The 21,623-nt window shown below is 57.9% G+C and carries 24 protein-coding genes; 18 read left to right on the top strand and 6 right to left on the bottom strand.

Annotated elements, in window-relative coordinates:
- Positions 1-21 precede the first annotated feature (21 nt).
- The 4 genes from pcaH (at position 22) to N438_RS01830 (ending at position 5,146) form a co-directional block, all read left to right on the top strand.
- Positions 22-762, top strand: coding sequence for a protocatechuate 3,4-dioxygenase subunit beta (gene pcaH / locus N438_RS01845; protein ID WP_008804660.1), 741 nt, complete (start codon positions 22-24; stop codon positions 760-762).
- Positions 759-1,379, top strand: a complete 621-nt coding sequence (gene pcaG / locus N438_RS01840; RefSeq protein ID WP_072045454.1) for a protocatechuate 3,4-dioxygenase subunit alpha — start codon at positions 759-761, stop codon at positions 1,377-1,379. The genes pcaH and pcaG overlap by 4 nt, the downstream gene beginning before the upstream one ends.
- A 174-nt stretch (positions 1,380-1,553) precedes the next feature.
- The gene (locus N438_RS01835) at positions 1,554-2,477 is read left to right on the top strand and encodes a LysR substrate-binding domain-containing protein (protein WP_012541541.1); all 924 of its coding nucleotides are present in this window, start codon (positions 1,554-1,556) and stop codon (positions 2,475-2,477) included.
- Positions 2,478-2,773: 296 nt separating this feature from the next.
- On the top strand, positions 2,774-5,146 hold the full coding sequence (locus N438_RS01830; protein WP_012541540.1) for a glucose/quinate/shikimate family membrane-bound PQQ-dependent dehydrogenase: 2,373 nt from the start codon (positions 2,774-2,776) through the stop codon (positions 5,144-5,146).
- Positions 5,147-5,215: 69 nt separating this feature from the next.
- Here N438_RS01830 and N438_RS01825 read toward each other — a convergent pair whose 3' ends face one another.
- The 3 genes from N438_RS01825 to cybB all read right to left on the bottom strand — a co-directional run bounded on the left by N438_RS01825 (position 5,216) and on the right by cybB (position 7,268).
- Positions 5,216-6,334, bottom strand: coding sequence for an S-(hydroxymethyl)glutathione dehydrogenase/class III alcohol dehydrogenase (locus N438_RS01825; RefSeq protein ID WP_008804656.1), 1,119 nt, complete (start codon positions 6,332-6,334; stop codon positions 5,216-5,218).
- A 24-nt stretch (positions 6,335-6,358) separates the two neighbouring features.
- Positions 6,359-6,634 carry a metal/formaldehyde-sensitive transcriptional repressor gene (locus N438_RS01820; protein WP_064165811.1) on the bottom strand — a complete coding sequence of 92 codons (276 nt, stop codon included), beginning with the start codon at positions 6,632-6,634 and terminating at the stop codon, positions 6,359-6,361.
- Positions 6,635-6,740: 106 nt separating this feature from the next.
- Positions 6,741-7,268, bottom strand: coding sequence for a cytochrome b561 (gene cybB, locus N438_RS01815; RefSeq protein ID WP_008804655.1), 528 nt, complete (start codon positions 7,266-7,268; stop codon positions 6,741-6,743).
- 273 nt (positions 7,269-7,541) lie between these two features.
- Between cybB and N438_RS01810 the strand changes: the two genes are divergently transcribed.
- Complete coding sequence (locus tag N438_RS01810) at positions 7,542-7,910, top strand: hypothetical protein (RefSeq protein ID WP_012541538.1); 369 nt, start codon at positions 7,542-7,544, stop codon at positions 7,908-7,910.
- A gap of 9 nt (positions 7,911-7,919) precedes the next feature.
- Here the strand turns inward: N438_RS01810 and N438_RS01805 are convergent, their stop codons facing one another.
- On the bottom strand, positions 7,920-8,105 hold the full coding sequence (locus N438_RS01805) for a hypothetical protein (protein ID WP_008804653.1): 186 nt from the start codon (positions 8,103-8,105) through the stop codon (positions 7,920-7,922).
- A 242-nt stretch (positions 8,106-8,347) separates the two neighbouring features.
- The gene (locus tag N438_RS01800) at positions 8,348-8,812 is read right to left on the bottom strand and encodes a helix-turn-helix domain-containing protein (RefSeq protein ID WP_012968054.1); all 465 of its coding nucleotides are present in this window, start codon (positions 8,810-8,812) and stop codon (positions 8,348-8,350) included.
- 194 nt (positions 8,813-9,006) lie between these two features.
- Here N438_RS01800 and N438_RS01795 point away from each other — a divergent pair, with 194 nt between their 5' ends.
- Complete coding sequence (locus tag N438_RS01795; RefSeq protein ID WP_008804651.1) at positions 9,007-10,155, top strand: MFS transporter; 1,149 nt, start codon at positions 9,007-9,009, stop codon at positions 10,153-10,155.
- A 157-nt stretch (positions 10,156-10,312) separates the two neighbouring features.
- Positions 10,313-11,314, top strand: coding sequence for an adenosine deaminase (gene add / locus N438_RS01790; protein WP_012968052.1), 1,002 nt, complete (start codon positions 10,313-10,315; stop codon positions 11,312-11,314).
- Positions 11,315-11,349: 35 nt separating this feature from the next.
- Here add and N438_RS01785 read toward each other — a convergent pair whose 3' ends face one another.
- Positions 11,350-12,390, bottom strand: coding sequence for an oxidoreductase (locus tag N438_RS01785; RefSeq protein ID WP_032735785.1), 1,041 nt, complete (start codon positions 12,388-12,390; stop codon positions 11,350-11,352).
- A gap of 190 nt (positions 12,391-12,580) precedes the next feature.
- Between N438_RS01785 and blr the strand changes: the two genes are divergently transcribed.
- The 11 genes from blr (at position 12,581) to nth (ending at position 21,464) form a co-directional block, all read left to right on the top strand.
- Positions 12,581-12,718, top strand: coding sequence for a division septum protein Blr (gene blr, locus N438_RS01780; RefSeq protein ID WP_012541534.1), 138 nt, complete (start codon positions 12,581-12,583; stop codon positions 12,716-12,718).
- A gap of 115 nt (positions 12,719-12,833) precedes the next feature.
- Positions 12,834-14,204, top strand: a complete 1,371-nt coding sequence (locus tag N438_RS01775; protein ID WP_012541533.1) for a GH1 family beta-glucosidase — start codon at positions 12,834-12,836, stop codon at positions 14,202-14,204.
- Positions 14,205-14,422: 218 nt separating this feature from the next.
- Complete coding sequence (gene ydgT / locus N438_RS01770) at positions 14,423-14,638, top strand: transcription modulator YdgT (RefSeq protein WP_004202843.1); 216 nt, start codon at positions 14,423-14,425, stop codon at positions 14,636-14,638.
- Between the two features lie 75 nt (positions 14,639-14,713).
- Entirely contained in the window at positions 14,714-15,154 is a 441-nt protein-coding gene (locus N438_RS01765; protein ID WP_008804647.1) for a DUF2569 domain-containing protein, read from the top strand.
- A 78-nt stretch (positions 15,155-15,232) separates the two neighbouring features.
- The gene (rsxA, locus tag N438_RS01760; RefSeq protein ID WP_002907658.1) at positions 15,233-15,814 is read left to right on the top strand and encodes an electron transport complex subunit RsxA; all 582 of its coding nucleotides are present in this window, start codon (positions 15,233-15,235) and stop codon (positions 15,812-15,814) included.
- Positions 15,814-16,392 (top strand): electron transport complex subunit RsxB, encoded by a 579-nt coding sequence (gene rsxB, locus N438_RS01755; protein ID WP_008804646.1) that lies wholly within the window; start codon positions 15,814-15,816, stop codon positions 16,390-16,392. The genes rsxA and rsxB overlap by 1 nt, the downstream gene beginning before the upstream one ends.
- Positions 16,385-18,442 (top strand): electron transport complex subunit RsxC, encoded by a 2,058-nt coding sequence (rsxC, locus tag N438_RS01750; protein WP_116696038.1) that lies wholly within the window; start codon positions 16,385-16,387, stop codon positions 18,440-18,442. Before rsxB ends, rsxC begins: the two co-directional genes overlap by 8 nt.
- Entirely contained in the window at positions 18,443-19,495 is a 1,053-nt protein-coding gene (gene rsxD, locus N438_RS01745; RefSeq protein ID WP_038422650.1) for an electron transport complex subunit RsxD, read from the top strand.
- 10 nt (positions 19,496-19,505) lie between these two features.
- The gene (gene rsxG / locus N438_RS01740; protein WP_004202852.1) at positions 19,506-20,126 is read left to right on the top strand and encodes an electron transport complex subunit RsxG; all 621 of its coding nucleotides are present in this window, start codon (positions 19,506-19,508) and stop codon (positions 20,124-20,126) included.
- A 2-nt stretch (positions 20,127-20,128) separates the two neighbouring features.
- Positions 20,129-20,827 carry an electron transport complex subunit E gene (locus N438_RS01735; protein ID WP_008804642.1) on the top strand — a complete coding sequence of 233 codons (699 nt, stop codon included), beginning with the start codon at positions 20,129-20,131 and terminating at the stop codon, positions 20,825-20,827.
- Between the two features lies 1 nt (position 20,828).
- Positions 20,829-21,464 carry an endonuclease III gene (gene nth, locus N438_RS01730; protein ID WP_008804641.1) on the top strand — a complete coding sequence of 212 codons (636 nt, stop codon included), beginning with the start codon at positions 20,829-20,831 and terminating at the stop codon, positions 21,462-21,464.
- Positions 21,465-21,623: the final 159 nt, after the last annotated feature.

Raw genomic sequence — 21,623 nt, 5'->3', positions numbered from 1 at the left:
ACCGTCTACACGGAGTACCCGATGAACGACAAATGGTCCCCGCGCGAGGTTATCCATCGCGATTACAGTAGCCACCCGCCCGCTTACGCGCCGGGCTATAAAACCAGCGTCCTGCGCTCACCGAAGAACGCCCTGATCTCCCTGCAGAACTCATTGTCAGAGATCACCGGGCCGGTCTTTAGCCGTGACGATCTGGGCCCTCTGGATAACGATCTTATCCTTAATTACGCCAAAGAAGGCCTGCCGATTGGCGAGCGGATCATTGTGCACGGTTACGTGCGCGATGGTTTTGGCCGACCGATGAAAAACACCCTGGTGGAAGTCTGGCAGGCCAATGCCGGCGGCCGCTACCGACATAAAAAAGATCAGTATCTGGCCCCGATTGACCCGAACTTCGGCGGCTGCGGCCGGGTGCTGACCGATGAAAACGGCTATTACTGTTTTCGCACTATCAAGCCCGGCCCCTACCCGTGGCGTAACCAGGCCAGCGACTGGCGTCCGGCGCATATTCATTTCTCGCTCTCGGGTGAAGCCTGGGCGCAGCGCCTGATCACTCAGATGTATTTCGAAGGCGATCCGCTGATCAAACAGTGTCCGATCGTCCGAACCATTAATAATGACGACGCCGTGCGCACGCTGATCGCCGAGCTGGACATGCACGCCGCCGTACCGCTGGATTGTCTGGCCTACCGCTTTGACCTTGTTCTGCGCGGCCATCGCGCCACGCTGTTTGAAAATCGCACTCAGGGGGCCGCCCGATGAAAGAGTATCTGCCTGAAACCGCCTCGCAGACGGCGGGACCCTATGTTCATATCGGTCTGGCGCCTGACGCCGCGGGCTTTCATATTTTTGAGAAAAACTTTGGCCCGGTCCTCACCACCGCGGATACCACCGGGGAGCGGATCACCATTGAAGGCCGGGTTATCGACGGCTCCGGAACACCGGTCCGTGATGTGCTGCTGGAGATCTGGCAGGCCAACGCCGCAGGACGCTATAACCATCCTGATGACCGTCAGCAACAGAAAGCCGTCGACCCGGCCTTCCGCGGCTGGGGGCGTACCTGCTCAGATTTCACCTCCGGCGTCTGGCGCTTTGACACCATTAAGCCGGGCCCGGTTGTCGGCCGCGATGGCCGCCTGATGGCGCCGCACGTCAACCTGTGGGTGGTCGCCCGGGGGATCAACATTGGCCTGAACACGCGGATGTATTTCGCCGATGAACATGAGGCCAACGCCAGCGACCCGGTGCTGAATCTGATCGAGTGGGAAGTGAGACGCAAAACCTTAATCGCCGAACGCGAGGTTCGTGGTTCGGAAGTGATCTATCGCTTCGATATTTATCTGCAGGGCGAAAACGAAACCGTCTTTTTCGATATCTAGCGGCCACGCCGATAAACGCCTTCCCCCCGTCCAGCGGGGTAAGGCGTTTTAAACCGTGGGGAAAGATCTTGTAATGTAATCAGGTCAAATGTTAATAATATTTTGCTATCTGGTTATCAAATTTAAACAAGGCCGCTTGTCTCTTTCACCGCTGTGTTTTTAACATCATCTACTATGGAAAAAAATGGTCTCTTCAGTCAGCGCATTCGCTTGCGCCATCTACACACCTTCGTGGCCGTCGCTCAACAGGGAACGCTGGGGCGCGCGGCTGAAACTTTAAATCTGAGCCAGCCTGCACTCTCGAAAACGCTTAACGAGCTTGAACAGCTAACCGGTACCCGGCTGTTCGAGCGGGGCCGCCTGGGGGCGCAACTCACCCTGGTCGGCGAACAGTTTCTGACTCATGCCGTTAAGGTCCTTGATGCCCTTAACTCAGCGGGTCAGGCGCTGAACCGTAAAGAGGGGCTGAATAACGACATTGTGCGTATCGGCGCGCTGCCTACCGCCGCGCTGGGGATCCTGCCAACGGTGATCGGCCAGTTCCATAAGCAGCAAAAAGACATCACGCTGCAGGTCGCCACCATGAACAACACCATGCTGCTGGCGGGGTTAAAATCCGGGGAGATCGATATCGGTATCGGACGCATGTCCGACCCGGATCTGATGAGTGGACTCAACTATGAACTGCTGTTCCTCGAATCCCTGAAACTGGTGGTTCGCCCGGGACACCCCCTGCTTCAGGAGACCGTGACCCTGAGCCGGGTAATGGAGTGGCCCGTCGTCGTTTCGCCGAAGGGCACCGTACCGCGGCAAAACGCCGAAACGTTGCTCCAGAGCCAGGGCTGTAAAATGCCCGCGGGCTGTATCGAGACCCTCTCGGCTTCGCTGTCACGCCAGCTGACGGTCGATTTTGACTATGTGTGGTTCGTACCTTCCGGGGCGGTGAAAGACGATCTTCGCCGGGGTGTGCTGAGCGCCCTGCCGATTGCCACCCAGGGCGCCGGAGAGCCCATCGGCATTCTGACCCGCGTCGATGCGACGCTCACGCCAGGTACGCAAACCTTGCTCAGCGCCATCCGCAAGTCAATGCCTGCCTGACCCCGCTTTCTCCCCGGTAGCCCTGCCGGGGAGCCTACGTACGTCGATGTGGTGCGACGGACGGCGCAACACATTTAGCAAAATAATCATTTAGTGCGAAATCATTCATTAACAATTGCGTAAATTTCTTTAACAGATCTATCATATCGCGATTTCACCAAATGGTTCATTTGAAATCACATCAAGCAATAAACCTGCGTTTATGAAGGTACAAACCTCTTCATTCAAAAATAAAACAGAAAACACCTGTTTCATTTGGTTCATGATGAAGTGGCGGGAGTGGTTAAGGAGATTACATGGCAACTGGCAACGCGCCGCGCGGATTCCCCCGGATCCTGCAGTGGCTTCTCGCCGGACTGATGCTCATCATCGGTCTGGCTGTGGGTATTCTTGGGGCAAAACTGGCCCTCGTCGGCGGTACACTGTACTTCGCGCTGATGGGCGTGGTCATGGTCATCGCGGCGGTGTTGATTTTCCGCAACCGCCGCGGCGGTATTCTGTTATACGCCGTGGCGTTTATCGCCTCGGTGATCTGGGCGATTAGTGACGCTGGCTGGAGCTACTGGCCGCTCTTCTCGCGCCTGTTTGCGCTCGGCGTCCTGGCCTTCCTTGCCGCCCTGGTCTGGCCTTTCCTCGCCAGCCCACCGGCAAAAAAAGGCCCGGCATATGGCGTCGCCGCCGTTCTCGCCGTGGCGCTGGCGGTGAGCTTTGGCTGGATGTTCAAATCCGAACCACTGGTTAGCGCCACTGAAGCGGTGCCAGTGAAGCCCGTCGCGCCGGGCGAACAGCAGAAAAACTGGGCGCACTGGGGTAATACCACCCACGGCGACCGTTTCGCCGCGCTGGACCAAATCAACAAACAGAACGTCAACCAGCTGCAGGTGGCCTGGGTGGCGCATACTGGCGATATCCCGCAGAGCAATGGCTCCGGGGCGGAAGATCAAAACACCCCGCTGCAGATTGGCGATACTCTCTACGTCTGCACCCCTTACAGCAAAGTGCTGGCGCTGGATGTGGACAGCGGAAAAGAGAAATGGCGCTATGACTCCAAATCCTCTTCGCCCAACTGGCAGCGCTGCCGCGGCTTAGGCTATTACGAAGATAGCCAGGCGCAAACCGCGCCAGCGTCAGGCACGCAGCCTGCCGCCTGTTCCCGTCGTCTGTTCCTGCCGACGATCGACGCCCGCCTGATCGCCATTGATGCCGATACCGGCAAACTGTGCGAAAGCTTCGGCGATGGCGGTATTGTCGACCTCAGCGTCGGCATGGGTGAAGTGAAAGCGGGCTACTATCAGCAGACCTCCACCCCGCTGGTAGCGGGCAATGTGGTAGTGGTGGGCGGCCGCGTCGCGGATAACTACTCCACCGGCGAACCGCCGGGCGTGGTCCGCGCGTTTGACGTCCACACCGGCAAACTGGCGTGGGCGTGGGATCCCGGCAATCCAGCGCTGACCGGTGTTCCGCCGGAAGGTCAGACCTATACGCGCGGTACGCCAAACGTCTGGTCGGCGATGTCCTACGACGCGAAGCTGAATCTGATCTATCTGCCAACCGGCAACGCCACGCCAGATTTCTTTGGCGGCGAACGTACCGCGCTGGACGATAAATACAGCTCCTCTATCGTGGCTGTGGATGCCACCACCGGCCAGGTGCGCTGGCACTTCCAGACCACGCACCACGATCTGTGGGACTTTGACCTGCCGTCTCAGCCGCTGCTGTACGATCTGCCTGACGGCAAGGGTGGTACCACCCCGGTGCTGGTGCAAACCAGCAAGCAGGGCATGATCTTCATGCTCAACCGCGAGACCGGCGAGCCGGTGGCCAAAGTGGAAGAGCGTCCGGTACCGGCGGGCAACGTCAAAGGGGAACGCTACTCTCCGACGCAACCTTACTCGGTAGGGATGCCGATGATCGGCAACCAGACGTTGACCGAATCCGATATGTGGGGGGCGACACCGATCGACCTGCTGCTGTGCCGTATTCAGTTCAAAGAGATGCGCCATCAGGGCGTCTTTACCCCGCCAGGTGAAGACCGTTCCCTGCAGTTCCCGGGCTCGCTCGGCGGCATGAACTGGGGCAGCGTTTCGGTGGATCCGAACAACAGCCTGATGTTCGTCAACGATATGCGTCTGGGTCTCGCAAACTATATGGTGCCGCGCGCGAAGGTGGCGAAAGACGCCAGCGGGATCGAGATGGGCATCGTGCCGATGGAAGGTACGCCGTTTGGCGCCATGCGCGAACGTTTCCTGTCGCCGCTGGGCATTCCGTGCCAGAAACCGCCGTTCGGCACCATGTCCGCGGTGGATCTGAAAACCGGGAAACTGGTGTGGCAGGTACCGGTTGGCACCGTAGAAGATACCGGGCCGCTGGGGATCCGGATGCACATGCCCATTCCGATCGGCATGCCGACCCTTGGCGCGTCGCTGTCGACGCAGTCCGGACTGCTGTTCTTCGCCGGTACCCAGGATTTCTACCTGCGCGCCTTTGATACCGCGAACGGGAAAGAGATCTGGAAATCGCGTCTGCCGGTCGGTAGCCAGTCCGGCCCGATGACCTACGTCTCACCGAAAACCGGTAAGCAGTACATTATTATCAATGCTGGCGGCGCCCGTCAGTCACCGGATCGCGGCGATTACATCATCGCCTACGCGCTCCCGGATCATCACTGATCGACCTAAGCAAAAGGGCCCATCCGGGCCCTTTTCTTATCGGTGACGATACGCCATCAGCGTTAGCGATTACTGGTCGCCAAAGTGGATCACGGTGCGAATCGATTTGCCTTCATGCATCAGATCAAAGGCCTCGTTAATCTGCTCCAGCGGCAGGCGATGGGTAATAAACGGGTCGAGGCGAATTTTACCAGCCATGGCGTCCTCTACCATTCCCGGCAGCTGACTGCGCCCTTTCACGCCGCCGAAGGCGGAACCGCGCCACACGCGGCCGGTCACCAGCTGGAACGGACGGGTCTTGATCTCCTGGCCCGCACCGGCTACACCGATGATCACGCTCTCACCCCAGCCTTTATGGCAGCACTCCAGCGCGGCGCGCATCACGTTGACATTGCCGATGCACTCGAAGCTGAAATCCACCCCGCCGTCGGTCAACTCGACAATCACATCCTGAATCGGCTTATCGTAGTCGTTCGGGTTGATAAAGTCGGTTGCGCCCATCTCTTTGGCGAGGGTGAACTTATCCGGATTGGTATCGACCGCCAGAATGCGTCCGGCCTGCGCCTGCACCGCGCCCTGGATCACCGCGAGACCAATGCCGCCTAAACCAAAGACCGCGACGCTATCCCCGGGCTTGACCTTCGCCGTGTTGTGCACCGCGCCGATACCGGTGGTGACACCGCAGCCCAGCAGGCACACTTTATCCAGCGGCGCCTGCGGATTGACTTTCGCCAGCGAGATCTCGGCGCAAACCGTATATTCGCTGAAGGTGCTGGTGCCCATATAGTGATAAATCGGTTCGCCGTTATAGGAGAAACGGGTGGTGCCGTCCGGCATCAACCCTTTGCCCTGGGTGGCGCGCACCGCCTGACAGAGATTGGTTTTACCCGACTTACAGAACTTGCACTCGCCGCATTCGGCGGTATACAGCGGGATCACGTGGTCGCCCGGCTTAAGGCTGGTAACGCCCTCGCCCACTTCCACGACAATCCCGCCGCCTTCATGGCCCAGTACCGCCGGGAAAACACCCTCTGGATCGTCGCCGGAGAGGGTAAAGGCATCGGTGTGACACACGCCGGTGTGGGTGATTTTCACCAGAACTTCGCCTTTCTTCGGCGGCGCGACGTCAATCTCAACGATTTTTAACGGCTGGCCAGGACCAAAGGCAACTGCTGCGCGTGATTTCATAACTGTCTCTTCCTCGTCGTGATGTTATTTTAAATAGGATCGTAGCAAATGACCGACCTCTGCCATTCTCGCGGCCCGCTGGTCCGGGGTGGTCTCGCCGCTAACCAGCTCGTCCTGCAGGTGGATCTCCACCATTTCGCCCATCAGGCCATTTGCCGCACCGCGAATCGAGGCAATCTGCTGCAGGATTGTCATGCAGGGTTCGCCGGACTCCAGCGCGCGCTCGAGGGCCTCGACCTGGCCGCGGATGCGGCGTACGCGACTGAGCGCCCGTTTTTTATCTTCAGGTGTATGTGGCACGATTACGCCTCCGTATCATATAGGGGGGTATACTATATTTTATTACCCATAAAGGCAAAAAAAACCCCGTCGCGGGACGGGGTCAGGCAAAAAGGGTAACGATCATTTAGCGCTTACGAGGCATCATCCGCAGCAGGGTATTATCTTTCCACCAGTAATGATGGACCAGCGCGGCAAGGGCATGCAGGCCAATGACGAAGTACCCGGCGTTGGCTAACCATTCATGGATCGCCTTCAGGGTATCCACCCGCTCAAAATCGCTCTGTGGGGCATACGGCATGGTCAGGCCAAAGGCGTACCAGGGATTTCCGCGCCAGTACATCATCACCATCCCGATCAGCGGCAAGGCAATAAATAGCAGATAGATAACCAGATGGCCGAGATGAGCAAAACCGGTCATCATCGGCGACGGTTTCGGCACGATCGGCGGCGCTGGCGACTTCAGCCGCACCAGCAAACGCGCCACCATCAGCGCGCAGATGGTGATCCCGCAGGAGACATGAATCATATTAATCAGCGGCCGGTCACTACGGGGAAAAAATCCACGTAGCTCCATTGCCGCATAAGCCACCACCACCAGCAAAAAGACCAACCAGTGAATACCGATCTGCAGGCCCGAATATTTATCGCGCATGGAATTTCCTTAATGGAAAGAGTGATATCGCCAACATAGCGGCCTTCTCTTAAATTTTCATTAACCTTTACGTTGAATTAACAATTGATTACCGCATTGCGCCGATCCGCTCCCGACCCGGGAAGGCGCAGCATGCCTCGACGTGCTGAAGCGAACAGGCAACCGGCAGTCGGTACGCTATTACAAAATTAAACAGTTTTGTCACCTTCCCCTGTCCTGTCCTTCTCTATAGTAGAGAGCATCTGTCGAGCCACGTTGCGCATGGAGATGAGAATGAAGAAAATCGGCTTACCGCTATTGTTGCTGGCGTCGCTGGCTGTCCCGGCTTTCGCTGCGGACTGCCAGCCTAACGGCATTGGCGGATCATTTTGCATAAACGATGATGGCACCACCACCGACACGGTACCGAATGAAGTGAATGGTATGGATACTTACTCAAACAATGGCGGGTATACCAGCTCCCTGCCCGATCAGTCGGGGGCCGATGAAGCGCTGGAAGGCTCGACGATGTCGACGCAACAGGATATGGTCGCCAGCAGCGGCCAGGGCGATAGCGCGCTGGCTGGCCGCGACTGGCATGCACCGTCCAATCTCAATGATGGCGCCGCCACCTCCAGCATGAGTCTGCTGGATAAACCCTGAGATCGGATGCTAAGCGAGGCTCCAGCCTGCGGCGCCGATAGCGACGGCGAACAGCAGGCAGGCCAGCGCCGTTTTGCGTAACAGCATGGTATAGAATGAAATCGCAACGCCAATAAAGACCACAATCAGAATCGGCCACATGCTTAATAGCAGCAGCAGAAAACCCTCAATATTGTTATGGATTACGCTCTCCACATCCGCATCCTTGCCTCATCGTCGATAAAGTAAGCAGAATTTAATATGTAACATGAATACATTCAAATAAAATATAAATGCAAATGATTATGCACAGCATTCTGCGGCGGACGGTGGCTCGCCTGTCGCGGCGTCCTGGGGGGGCCATCAGGAGCCGCCACGAAAAGAGACGTCAGGATGGTTCCAGGACCACTTAGTGGTACGCTCGTACTCTTGCAGGGATCGCGCTCCCCTTCAGACCTTCATTCGCCGCTGATATCCGACACTACGCGCCGGCGATGGCAGTCGCCTGGTTGCAGTTTATCCCCCTGAGCGGAACGCACATCCAGATACTGAAGCGGCTGACCGTGTTCGTTATCCAGCAGGACAGAATAGGTTTCCCCCTGATCAAACATATAACGCTCTCCCCATTGCCGCATCGCCACAACAATGGGAAACACAGAGCGCCCCTTTTCAGTCAGGACGTATTCCTTGTAGGCGCTGCCATCCGATGCCGGTAAAATCGCGAAAATACCGATATCGACCAGGTGCTTCAGCCGCGAGGCAAGGATATTTTTGGCCAGCCCTAGATTCTTTTGAAACTCGCTGAAGCGCCGCACATCGTCAAAGGCCTCGCGAATAATCATCAGGCACCAGCGTTCTCCAATTGATTCCAGCGTTCTTGCCACCGGACATTCACTGGTTCTGAGTGATTCCTGTTTCGCCATCTGCGTGATCTCCGTCTATCAGTCTGCTGTTGCCAGCTTAATCTCCCCTCGTAGCAGTTGCAAAAGAAAACCACTATGGCTAGTTTTATAGGCACACTAGTTTTAAAAAGCAACCAGAGTGCAGGCCTCTTATGAAATGCAAGGCAAGTTTGTGTACCGAGCACGAGATCCCGACCGCGTCCGCCCCTGTCACGATGCTGACCGCGGGGATAACGGCGCTGTTTTCATTGACCTGCGCGCTGGCGGTAGCCAACGTTTATTCAGCTCAGCCTTTACTCGACTCGATGGCGGTCAGCCTGAAGGTGTCGCCCGGTATGATTGGCAGCGTCGTCACGGCAACGCAGGCGGGCTATGCCATTGGTTTGCTGTTCCTGGTTCCGCTCGGGGACGGGTTGAACCGTAAATACGTGGTGTTGACTCAGCTGTTGCTGTCAGTGGCGGCGTTAGTCGTGGCAGGGTTATCCCCTAATATCGCGATCCTGCTGGGTGCCATGCTGATCGTCGGGCTGATGGCCGTGGTGGTGCAGTTGATGGTGGCGTGGGTGGCGATACTGGCGACGCCGCAGAAACGAGGCCAGGCGGTAGGTACCCTGACCAGCGGCATTGTTTCAGGCATTCTGTTATCTCGTTTTATATCAGGGGCGATCGCTGATATCGCCGGCTGGCGAGCCGTTTATCTCACGGCTGCCTGTCTGATGTTGTTGATTGCCGGCGTCGTCTGGAAAGTCATGCCTTCGCCCCCGCCGCAGCCGCAAAAGCCCACTTATCTATCCTTACTGAAGTCAGTTTTTCAGCTGTATCTCACTGAACCGCAACTGAGAAAGCGCGGGATCCTGGCGCTGCTGATCTTCGCCGCTTTCAGCATGCTGTGGACGACCATGGTCATGCCGCTCACCGCTCTTTCCCTGTCGCACACCCAGACAGGGATGTTTGGCTTAGCCGGCATCGCTGGCGTGCTGGCCGCCTCAAGGGCGGGCAGATGGGCTGACCAGGGATGGGCGCAGCGCACGACCGGCCTGGCGCTGGCGCTGCTGGCGCTCTCCTGGCTGCCTATCGCCTGTGCCGAAACCTCTCTGCTCTGGCTGATAGCGGGCGTTATCGCACTGGACTTTGCGGTGCAGGCCGTTCATGTCACCAACCAGAGTCTGATTATTGCCGCCAGGCCTGCAGCGGCAAGCCGCCTGGTTGGGGCTTACATGTGTTTTTATTCGCTGGGCAGCGCGGCAGGCGCTATCGTCGCCACCCAGCTCTATTCTCACTGGGGATGGCAGGCGGTTTGCCTTGCCGGCGCCGCGGTCAGCGCCTGTGCTTTTCTGGTCTGGTCAGGATCGCGTCAATCATGAACGTCGTGCTCGCTGTAAAATGGCGCAGCGAAAAAGAGCGGAAAAGTGACCAGAGAAGCCCCAGCTGTTTGTATCGAATGGATTTTTTCAATGCTTTTAAACAGTTATGTACATGTTGTATAATGACGTGCACTTTAACTAAAAAAAGAGTGCGACCATGATTGATTCTTCATTGCCATTAACCGACATTCACCGCCACCTTGACGGTAACATCCGGGCCCAAACCATCCTCGATCTTGGCCGCGAGTTTAATATCGCCCTTCCCGCTTCCACCCTCGACACGCTGCGTCCCCACGTCCAGGTCACCAGCCTTGAGCCCGATCTGGTCAGTTTTCTTGCCAAGCTCGACTGGGGGGTAAAAGTCCTTGCCTCACTGGAAGCCTGCCGTCGCGTGGCATACGAGAACGTCGAAGACGCCGCGCGCAATGGCCTGCACTACGTTGAGCTGCGCTTCTCTCCCCGCTATATGGCGATGACCCACCAGCTTCCTGTCGACGGCGTAGTAGAGGCAGTGATCGCGGGCGTACGTGAAGGCAGCCGCGATTTTCAGGTCGACGCCCGCCTGATCGGCATTCTGAGCCGCACCTTCGGTGAAGCGGCCTGTCAGGAAGAGCTGGCGGCGCTGCTCGCTCACCGCGAGGGCATCACCGCGCTGGATCTGGCCGGTGATGAGCTGGGCTTCCCGGGCACGCTGTTCCTCAACCATTTTAATCAGGCCCGCGACGCTGGCTGGCATATTACCGTCCACGCTGGCGAAGCGGCCGGACCGGAAAGTATCTGGCAGGCCATCCGCGAGCTGGGCGCGGAGCGCATCGGTCATGGGGTCAAAGCGGTAGAGGATCCGGCCCTGATGGACTACCTGGCCGAACATCAGATCGGCATTGAATCGTGCCTGACCTCGAATGTGCAAACCAGCACCGTGGCTTCGCTGGCCCAGCATCCACTGAAGCAGTTCCTTGAGCACGGCGTGCTGGCGAGCCTCAACACTGACGATCCAGCGGTGCAGGGCGTCGATATCATTCATGAGTACACCGTGGCGGCGCCGGCGGCGGGCCTGAGCCGGGAGCAGATCCGTCAGGCGCAGATCAACGGTCTGACCCAGGCGTTTCTGAGCGAACAGGAAAAAGCCGCTCTCATTCAGCGGGTGGCGAAAGGTTGATCACCGGCCCGGCGGCAGCGCTGCCGGGCTCCCCCTCACACCAGGCTGAGCGTGGCGCGATGTCTGGCCGACTCGATACCCAGCTCAATCAACGTCATGATCTGAATCGCCTCGCTGGCCGGGACCGGGTTTTCTCCCTCCCCGTTAAGCGCATCGCGAATGGCGGCATAGTAGGCGGGATAGTTGCCCGGCAGCGTCAGCCATGTCTCCTCGCTTCGTTCGTCGCCTTCGGCGCGGGTCAGAGTACCGTCGCGCATATCATACCCCCAGTCCTCCTGCGGCAGTCGTTCACCGTTTTTTAGCCGTTCCTCCTGAGGATCAAGGCCGAACTTAATATAGCTGGCCCGCGAGCCGTGGACGATAAAGCGCGCGCTCTCCGCCGCAGCGAGCAATGTGCCATGCAGCACCACCCGCCGCTGGGGATAGGCCAGCACGGCGTGAAAATAGTCGGTGGATTGCGCGCCGGGGCGAAGTTGAGCGAGATCGACTGTGATACTCACCGGCAGGCCAAAGAGCACCACCGCTTGATCGAGCAGATGTGGCCCCAGATCGTACCAAATGCCACTTCCGGGACCACCCTGCTCACGCCAGCGCTGACGCACCTGGGGGCGGAAGCGATCGAAATGCGACTCAAAGTAACACACTTCCCCCAGCTGACCTTCGTTAATTAACGCCCTGACGGTTAAGAAGTCACTGTCCCAGCGGCGGTTATGAAACACCGACAGCACCCGGCCGCAATGCTTCGCCAGACTCTCCAGCTCGCGTGCTTGTGACAGTGTCACGGTAAAGGGTTTATCCACCACCACATGTTTGCCCGCTTCCAGCGCCGCTTTCGCCAGCGGAAAGTGGGTATCGTTCGGGGTGGCGATGACCACCAGCTCAATATCAGGATCGTTGAGCAAGTCCTTTGCCGCACTCACCACCCTGACCCCCGGCCAGTCGGCATGGACTTTGCCGGCCTCGCTGCTGGAGACCCTCGTCAGCGCCATGCCCGGCGTGCCGCCGATCAGCGGCGCGTGAAACGTTTTGCTGGCGTAACCGTAGCCTATCAGCCCTACCCGGATCGCGTCACTCATGTTACCGCCTCACTTATTCAGCTAATGTCAATATCGCATAGATGAGAATAATCTTACAAACAATGAGCAAAATTTATCATTTGATTCACAGCTGTTTTCCCGCATGCGTGCAAAATCAGACAGATACCCCTTGTGATCTGCTGACCATGGAGTAACATTTCCCACTGTGTTCAAAGGATACTGAAGTGTTATGACGACTGTTTTTACCCGTATTGTAGAACTTATTGGCTGGATTGTTTTTGGGATTTCCGCACTGCTTTTGGTTATCGCCCACCATATTGATAACTACCAGTCGCCACCGCCAGCGGATGTGGTGCAGACAAAGTAGCGCCGCCGTGAAACAGTGACCCGCCTCGCAACTGTGCAACCGGTTTCAGAAACCGGTTGCACAGCTATCCTTGCTTTGATTACACTCCCTCTATCATCAGACTGGGAGCTTTTTCATGGCCGCTTTTCCGCACAATTTTTTATGGGGTGCCGCTACCGCAGCGTATCAGGTTGAAGGTGGGCACGACGCAGACGGTAAAGGACCGTCAATCTGGGACATCTACTCTCACCTGCCAGGTACCACCTTTGAAGGCACCACCGGCGATGTCGCGGTCGACCACTATCACCGTTTTCGCGAAGACGTTGCGTTAATGGCCGAAATGGGCCTGCAAAGTTATCGATTCTCCATCTCCTGGCCCCGGCTGCTGCCCGCCGGGCGCGGCGAAGTGAATGAAGCCGGCGTACAGTTTTACAGCGATCTGATCGACGAACTGCTGGCGCACAATATTGAGCCGATGATCACCCTCTATCACTGGGACCTGCCGCAGGCCCTGCAGGATGAGGGTGGCTGGGAAGCACGCAGTACCGCCGAGGCCTTCGCCGAGTACGCCCGCCTGTGCTATGCGCGCTTTGGTTCACGGGTGAAGCTGTGGGCGACCTTTAACGAAACCATCGTGTTCATTGGCCACGGCTACATTAATGGTCTGCATCCCCCGGCGGTGCGCGATCCGGCGCGTGCCATTCAGGCGTGTCATCACGTGTTTATCGCCCATGCGCTGGCGGTCAAGGCATTCCGCGAGATGAACGTGGCGGGCGAGATTGGCTTCGTCAATGTGCTACAGCCGCATACTCCGCTCACCGACAGTGAGGCGGACAAAAAAGCCACCGAACTGGCTGACGCCATCCACACCCACTGGCTTTACGACCCGGTACTGAAAGGCACCTATCCTGCCGCCCTGCTGGCGCAGACCCAGGCTCTGTGGGGGGTACCACGCTTTGCCCCGGACGATGACACACTACTGCGCGAGAATCGCTGTGACTTTATCGGGCTGAATTACTATCGCCGGGAAACGGTGTCCGCCCAGCCGCCCAACATCCCCACCGGTGGCGAACCTGGCGTGGAGGGGTTGTTCTATTTCGTGCGTAATCCGCAGAGCACCTATACCGAATGGGGATGGGAAATCTGGCCGCAGGGGCTGACGGACGGCATTATGATGATCAAGGAACGCTATGGCGATATCCCGATCTATATCACCGAAAATGGCCTGGGAGCGAAAGACCCGATAATTGCCGGAGAAGTGGTCGACGATCCGCGAATCGACTACCTGAGCAGCCATATTGGCGCCCTGGAAAAGGCACTGGCGCTGGGGGCGGATGTGCGCGGCTATTATCCCTGGTCGTTTATCGATCTGCTGAGCTGGCTCAACGGATATCAAAAGCAGTACGGCTTTGTCTATGTCGATCACCAGCAAAATCTGGCACGCAAACGAAAGAAGAGTTTTTATTGGTACAAATCTGTTATTGCCAGTCACGGCGAACAGCGTTAATCTTCTCTTGCGGGCGCCATTCGGCGCCCGGTCTGGTTTTAGAATATTCTTAAACTTCTCCCTGCTCTTCAAGGTCGGCTCTCGCCCCTTGTCATGGGTTTATATAACCTGAATCATTCCACCCGGCCCCATTCAGAAGGCGCCGTTGGTTGAGAGTAGGTTTAGTGAATGCTGATAATATTCAACATAATTATTCCGATTATAAAATGGATACGAAAATGACCGTTCTGGACTATTTATTAAAATTCCGCAAAATCAGTTCGCTCGAAAGTCTTGAAAAACTATTTGATCACCTTAACTACTCCCTGACCGACACCGAAGAGATCGTGAATATGTATCGTGCGGCCGACCACCGCCGGGCAGAGCTGGTCTCCGGTGGTAAATTGTTCGATGTGGGCCAGGTGCCTAAATCCGTTTGGCGATTCGTGCAGTAAGGCTGTCATCCTTCACGCCAGTTGCTTATACTTCCCGGCCTGATTTTCATTACTGGCGTTGAATAGGGGAGTAACATGACGTCTCAATCTGCAGAACGCATTGGCGGATGGCTGCTGGCACCGCTGGCCTGGTTGCTGGTGGCGCTGCTGAGCGCCTCCTTATCGCTGCTGTTTTTTGCTAATGCTCTCATGTCGACGCAGACGTATGCCCTGCTCCGCGCCATGAGCACCGGACATCTGGCGCTGTGGCTCGCTTCGCTGCTGTTTGCCGTCGCCATGTGGTATTACACGCTCTGGCTGACCATCGCGTTCTTTAAGCGGCGCTCGCTGGTCCCTAAGCACTATATTATCTGGCTGCTCATCACCCTGCTGCTGGCGATAAAGGCATTTGCCTTCTCTCCCGTCTCGGATGTCCTTGCTTTGCGCCAGCTGCTGTTTCCACTCTTGGCTGCCGCGCTCCTGGCGCCCTATTTTCGCCGTTCCCAGCGGGTAAAACGGACCTTTGTTCATCCGTAATAACCCCACACTTAACCTGTTGTCGCCGGTATCGTTTTATTCGATAATAAGCGGCTTTTTTTCGTTTCAGGTCGCATGATGGCTGATTATTTACTGCTCTTTATTGGTACAGTCCTGGTCAATAACTTCGTTCTGGTGAAGTTTCTTGGTCTGTGCCCGTTTATGGGGGTTTCCAAAAAGCTGGAAACCGCAATGGGGATGGGGCTTGCCACCACCTTCGTGATGACGCTGGCCTCTATTTGCGCCTGGCTGATTGATACCTGGATCCTTATCCCCTTAAATCTGGTCTATTTACGCACGCTGGCCTTTATTCTGGTCATCGCCGTGGTGGTTCAGTTCACTGAAATGGTCGTGCGTAAAACCAGCCCGGCGCTCTATCGCCTGCTGGGTATCTTTCTGCCGCTGATCACCACCAACTGTGCCGTACTCGGGGTGGCGCTGCTGAATATTAATCTGGGGCACAATTTCCTGCAGTCCGCGCTGTACGGCTTTGCCGCCGCCGTCGGTTTCTCGCTGGTGATGGTGCTGTTCGCGGCGATCCGCGAACGCCTGGTGGTGGCCGATGTGCCCGCGCCGTTTCGCGGTAATGCCATCGCATTGATTACCGCCGGTTTAATGTCTCTGGCTTTTATGGGCTTTAGTGGTTTGGTGAAGTTGTAATGAGCGCAGTCTGGATAGCCGTGATCGCCATCAGCCTGTTAGGGCTGATTTTCGGCTTAATACTGGGGTATGCCTCCCGCCGTTTCGCGGTGCAGGACGACCCGGTGGTGGAAAAAATTGATGAACTGTTGCCGCAGAGCCAGTGCGGGCAGTGCGGCTACCCCGGCTGTCGTCCCTATGCGGAAGCTGTTGGTGCCCAGGGTGAAAAAATTAACCGCTGTGCGCCGGGTGGCGAAGCCGTAATGTTAAAAATCGCCGCCTTACTGAACGTCGACCCGCAGCCGGTCGATGGCGATGAACAGGAGGCGGAGCCAGTTCGTATGCTCGCGGTAATCGACGAGCCGAACTGCATTGGCTGCACCAAATGCATCCAGGCGTGTCCGGTGGATGCGATTGTCGGGGCAACCCGCGCCATGCATACCGTGATGAACGACCTGTGCACCGGTTGTAATCTGTGCGTTGCCCCCTGCCCGACCCAGTGCATTTCGCTCGTTCCGGTGGCGACCACCCCGGAAACCTGGAAATGGGATCTCCATGCGATCCCGGTGCGCAATATTCCTGTGGAACAACATGTTTAAGTTATTTTCCGCTTTCCGAAAAGATAAAGTCTGGGATTTTAACGGCGGTATTCATCCGCCCGAAATGAAAACCCAGTCTAACGGTACCCCACTGCGCCAGGTGTCCCTGCCGCAGCGCCTTATCATTCCGCTCAAGCAGCATATTGGCGCCGAAGGCGAACTGTGCGTCAAGGTGGGCGATCGGGTGCTGCGCGGCCAGCCGTTGACCCGCGGATGGGGAAGAATGCTGCCCGTACACGCCCCGACCTCCGGTACCGTTACCGCCATCGCCCCGCACACCACCGCTCATCCTTCGGGGCTGGCGGAGATGAGCGTGATCATTGACGCCGACGGCGAAGACCGCTGGATTGAGCGCGATGGCTGGAGTGATTATCAGGTCCGCACGCGCGAAGCACTTATCGAACGCATTCATCAGTTTGGCGTCGCGGGCCTCGGCGGCGCCGGTTTCCCCACCGGCAGCAAACTGCGCGGCGGTAGCGATAAAATTAAGACGCTGATTATTAACGCCGCCGAATGCGAACCCTATATCACGGCGGACGACCGCCTGATGCAGGACTGCGCCGCGCAGATTGTCGACGGGATCCGCATCCTCGCGCATATTCTGCAGCCTGACGAAGTGCTGATCGGCATTGAAGACAATAAACCGCAGGCCATTTCGATGCTGCGGGCGGTGCTCTGCGACGCCCATGGCATCTCACTGCGCGTGATCCCCACTAAATACCCCTCCGGTGGGGCCAAGCAGCTTACCCAAATTCTCACCGGCAAGCAGGTACCGCACGGCGGTCGTTCGTCGGATATTGGCGTGCTGATGCAGAACGTGGGGACGGCCTATGCGATAAAACGCGCGGTGATTGACGGCGAGCCGTTAACGGAGCGCGTGGTCACCCTGACCGGCGAGGCGGTCTCGCGGCCGGGCAACGTCTGGGCGCGCCTTGGTACACCGGTTCGCCATCTGCTTAACGACGCCGGCTTCTGCGCCAGCGCCGAGCCAATGGTGATCATGGGCGGCCCGCTGATGGGCTTTACCCTGCCGGGGCTGGATGTCCCGGTGGTGAAGATCACCAACTGCCTGCTGGCGCCTTCCGCCAGCGAGATGGGCGAGCCGCAGGAAGAGAAAGGCTGCATTCGCTGCAGCGCCTGCGCCGACGCCTGTCCGGCCGATCTGCTGCCGCAGCAGCTGTACTGGTTCAGCAAAGGCCAGCAGCACGATAAAGCTACCGCGCACAATCTGGCGGACTGCATAGAATGCGGCGCCTGCGCGTGGGTTTGCCCTAGCAATATTCCGCTGGTGCAGTACTTCCGTCAGGAGAAAGCGGAGATCAGCGCGATTCGCCAGGAAGAGCAGCGCGCCGCAGAAGCTAAAGCGCGATTCGAAGCCCGACAGGCGCGCCTGGAGCGTGAAAAAGCCGCCCGCGCCGAACGGCATAAAAAAGCTGCCGTTCAGCCTGCCGCCAAAGATCAGGATGCGATTAACGCCGCCCTCGCCCGGGTACGCGACAAACAGCGTGATGCCGCGCAACCGATCGTGATTCAGTCTGGCGCCAAACCGGATAACAGCGAGGCGATCGCCGCCCGAGAAGCGCGGAAGGCCGAAGCCCGGGCACGCAAGGCACAGCAGCAGGCCGCGTCGGTGGAAACCCTGTCGACCGACGCAGCAGATCCACGCAAGGCGGCGGTGGAAGCCGCTATCGCCCGCGCCAAAGCGCGTAAAGCCGAACAGCAGGTCGCGCCGGTGGAAGCCCCGGTAGCCGAGCCGGTCGACCCGCGTAAAGCCGCGGTGGAAGCCGCCATCGCCCGTGCCAAAGCGCGTAAAGCCGAACAGCAGGCTGCGCCGGTGGAAGCCCCGGTAGCCGAGCCGGTCGACCCGCGTAAAGCCGCGGTGGAAGCCGCCATCGCCCGCGCCAAAGCGCGCAAAGCCGAACAACAGGCCGCACAACCGGATCTCGCGTCAGCCGCAGCCAATGACGACCCACGCAAAGCGGCCGTCGCCGCGGCGATCGCCCGCGTTCAGGCGCGTAAAGCAACACAGCAGGCAGTTAACGAGGAATAAATGGTTTTCAGAATCGCAAGCTCCCCCTATACCCATAACCAGCGGCAGACCTCGCGTATTATGCTGCTGGTGCTGCTCGCCGCCGTGCCTGGCATTGTGGTCCAGACCTGGTTTTTCGGCTGGGGTACCGTACTGCAGATTGTCCTCGCCGCATTGACGGCCTGGGCAACGGAAGCCGCTATTCTCAAACTGCGCAAACAGCATATTGTGGCGACCCTGAAGGACAACTCCGCCCTGCTCACTGGCCTGTTGCTGGCGGTGAGTATTCCGCCGCTGGCCCCCTGGTGGATGGTGGTGCTCGGCACTGCCTTTGCCGTGGTGATCGCCAAGCAGCTGTACGGTGGATTAGGCCATAACCCCTTCAACCCGGCGATGATCGGCTACGTCGTGCTGTTGATTTCATTCCCGGTACAGATGACCTCCTGGCTGCCTTCATATGAAATTGCCGCCCAGGTTCCGACGTTCAGCGATGTGCTGCAGATGATCTTTACCGGGCATACCGCCGCCGGGGGCGACATGGCCAGCCTGCGACTGGGTATCGACGGCGTCAGCCAGGCCACCCCGCTGGATACCTTTAAAACCTCTCTGCATGCCGGGCATAGCGTCCAGCAGGTGCTGCAATTGCCGGTTTACGGTGGCGTACTGGCGGGCCTCGGCTGGCAGTGGGTAAATATCGCCTGGCTGGCGGGCGGTCTGTTCCTGCTGTGGCAGAAAGCGATCCGCTGGCATATTCCGCTCAGCTTTCTCGTTAGCCTTGGTCTGTGTGCCACCCTCGGCTGGTTATTCTCGCCGCAAAGCCTGGCGTCGCCGCAGATGCATTTGTTCTCTGGCGCCACCATGCTCGGTGCTTTCTTTATTCTGACCGACCCGGTGACGGCTTCAACAACCAACCGCGGCCGCCTGATCTTCGGCGCCCTCGCCGGCCTGCTGGTGTGGCTTATTCGCAGCTTCGGCGGTTACCCGGATGGCGTGGCATTTGCCGTTCTGCTGGCGAATATTACCGTGCCGCTGATCGATTATTACACGCGCCCGCGCGTGTACGGCCACCGTTGAGAGAGCGATGATGTTAAAAACGATGCGAAAACACGGCGTCACGCTGGCGCTGTTTGCCGCCGGATCCACCGGGCTGACGGCGGCGATCAATGAACTGACGAAAAGCACTATCGATCAGCAGGCGGCCCTGCAGCAGAAAGCGTTATTTGATCAGGTCTTACCCGCCGACCGCTATAATAACGATCTGCTCAAGAGCTGCTATCTGGTCAGCGCCCCGGCGCTGGGCAAAGGCCAGCATAAAGTGTGGATAGCCAAAAATAACGACCAGCCGATCGGCGCGGTGATGGAAGCCACCGCGCCGGATGGCTATTCCGGGGCAATACAGCTGTTGGTTGCTGCCGATTTTAGCGGCACGGTCCTCGGCACCCGCGTGACCGAGCATCATGAAACGCCGGGCCTGGGCGATAAAATCGAGCTTCGCCTGTCGGACTGGATCACCCATTTTGCCGGGAAAGTCATCCACGGTCAGGGCGACAGCCATTGGGCGGTCAAAAAAGATGGCGGCGATTTTGACCAGTTCACCGGCGCCACCATCACCCCCCGGGCGGTGGTCAATGCCGTTAAGCGCGCAGGCCTGTATGCACAAACGCTGCCTGCGCAACTTCCTGAATTCAGCGCCTGTGGAGAATGACCATGAGCGAAGTTAAAGACGTCATCGTCCAGGGCCTGTGGAAAAATAACTCCGCCCTGGTTCAGCTGTTAGGGATGTGCCCTCTGCTGGCGGTCACCTCGACCGCCACCAACGCCCTCGGGCTGGGTCTGGCGACCACCCTGGTGCTAACCTTAACCAACCTGACCATCTCCAGCCTGCGCCGCTGGACGCCGGCGGAGATCCGGATCCCCATCTACGTGATGATCATCGCCTCGGTGGTGAGCGTCGTGCAGATGCTGATCAACGCCTATGCCTTCGGCCTCTATCAGTCGCTGGGGATTTTCATCCCGCTTATTGTGACCAACTGCATCGTGGTCGGCCGCGCCGAAGCCTTTGCCGCCAAAAAAGGGCCGGCGCTGTCGGCACTGGATGGCTTTTCTATCGGCATGGGCGCCACCTGCGCGATGTTTGTGTTGGGCTCCCTGCGCGAGATCCTTGGCAATGGCACCCTGTTTGACGGCGCCGACAGCCTGCTTGGTAGTTGGGCAAAGGTGCTGCGCATCGAGGTTTTCCATACGGATACCCCCTTCCTGCTGGCTATGCTGCCGCCAGGCGCCTTTATTGGCCTCGGCATGATGCTGGCGGTAAAATACCTCATCGATGAACGTAGCAAGCAGCGGAAGGCGCAAGCGGCCCGGGCCGTTTCTGTCGCCCCGTCTGACGTGACAGGGAAAGCGTAACATGAACAAAGCCAAACGCCTGGCGATCCTCACCAGGCTACGGGAAAACGATCCCCATCCCACTACCGAACTGCATTTCAGTTCGCCGTTCGAGTTGCTGATTGCCGTTCTGCTTTCTGCGCAGGCCACCGATGTCAGCGTCAACAAAGCGACAGCCAAACTCTATCCGGTGGCCAATACGCCCGCAGCGATGCTGGCGCTGGGGGTGGATGGGGTGAAATCGTATATCAAGACTATCGGCCTGTTTAACAGCAAAGCGGAAAACGTCATCAAAACCTGCCGCATCCTGCTGGAGCAGCACAACGGCGAGGTGCCGGAAGACAGAGCGGCGCTGGAGGCGCTGCCCGGCGTGGGCCGTAAAACCGCCAACGTGGTACTAAACACCGCCTTTGGCTGGCCGACCATCGCCGTGGACACGCACATCTTCCGTGTCTGCAATCGGACGCAATTCGCCCCTGGCAAGAATGTTGAGCAGGTGGAAGAGAAGCTTCTGAAGGTGGTCCCCGCCGAGTTTAAGGTCGACTGTCATCACTGGTTGATCCTGCATGGACGTTATACCTGCATTGCCCGCAAGCCGCGCTGCGGCTCCTGCCTGATTGAAGACCTCTGCGAATTTAAAGAGAAAGTCTACGCCTGATCCCTTCTTCTGAGCCATAACTTAACCCTGAGTTATGGCTCGAATTTGTGTATTTAACCCGCCGTTACCACCAGAAAATGTCTCTTATGATGGGTAATAATCCGGCTATATAACGAACAATCAGTGCTTTCATTTTTTCTCGATGCAAAATTTCTATAC

Origin of the sequence: Klebsiella sp. GL120222-02, assembly GCF_003097195.1 — a bacterium.
Taxonomy (GTDB): Bacteria; Pseudomonadota; Gammaproteobacteria; order Enterobacterales; family Enterobacteriaceae; genus Klebsiella; species Klebsiella variicola.
This window is presented reverse-complemented; position numbering and strand designations above follow the sequence as displayed.